The following is a 1,006-nucleotide window of genomic DNA, read 5'->3' on the forward strand; positions in this document are numbered from 1 at the left end:
GTCCCTGACGGTTCCGGCATCGGATTCGGTGGACGTCGGCTTCGCGCAGGACATGAGCGTGCATCACAGCCAGGCTGTGGACATGGCGTCCATCGCCCTGACGAAGTCCACCGACAACGACGTACGCACGCTGGCGTTCGACATCTTGACCACGCAGCAGAACCAACTCGGTCAGATGCAGGCGTGGCTGACCATGTGGGATCAGCCGCTGTCCAAGGTGGGTCCGTACATGGAGTGGATGTCGTCCGATTCGGGCTCCGGCCACGGATCGCACGGGACTTCGGCCACGATGGACATGGCTCATTCCGGTCCGGTCGACACCATGCCCGGCATGGCGTCCCCCGAGGACCTTGCGGCTCTCCGCGCAGCGGAAGGTCTGCAACTCGACACCTTGTTCCTGCAGCTGATGCTTCGTCACCACGAAGGTGGGCTTCCGATGATGGAGTACGCAGCAGCCGACGCCACCGAGGGTCCGGTGCGCAGCCTGGCACAGACCATGGTCAACACGCAGCAGAGCGAGTCCAAGCTGATGACCGACATGTTGGCAGCTCGCGGCGCGGCGCAGCTGCCCATGAATTGAACTGAGAACTCGGACCCGACTGGGCCTGGTCCTGAATTTTCAGGACCAGGTCCAGTTTTCTACCTCCGGCATGTCTTCGAGGTGCTCGACGATGTAACGCGAGTGCTTTTCGAGCTGTGTGCGGCAGAACTCCGCCAACTCGGACGCCCCGGCCGGCCGACGCTTGGAGCGTCGTAGCGCCTCGATCACCAGGTGGTAGCGGCTCATCTTGTTGAGGACAACCATGTCGAACGGTGTTGTGGTTGTTCCCTGTTCACTGAATCCGCGAACGTGGAAGCGCTCGGGACTCGGACGCCCGTGAATCAGTTCGTGCACCGCACGCGAGTACCCGTGGAATGCGAACACGACGTCGGTCTGAGCGGTGAACAAATCGAGGAAGACCCGCTCCCCGAATCCGTGGGGATGCTCGGTGGGGGTCAGCAGGGC

At 62.5% G+C, this 1,006-nt stretch carries 2 protein-coding genes; one reads left to right on the plus strand and one right to left on the minus strand.

Annotated features, from left to right (window positions below):
* A partial coding sequence (locus ABT116_RS50660; protein ID WP_351648705.1) for a DUF305 domain-containing protein occupies positions 1-580 on the plus strand: 580 nt, incomplete at its 5' end.
* Positions 581-619: 39 nt separating this feature from the next.
* Here the strand turns inward: ABT116_RS50660 and ABT116_RS50665 are convergent.
* The coding region (locus tag ABT116_RS50665; protein WP_502984128.1) for a phosphoketolase family protein at positions 620-1,006 on the minus strand (387 nt) is incomplete at its 5' end.

The organism is Streptomyces sp. NPDC002130 (assembly GCF_040296465.1).
In the GTDB taxonomy this organism is placed as follows: Bacteria; Actinomycetota; Actinomycetes; order Streptomycetales; family Streptomycetaceae; genus Streptomyces.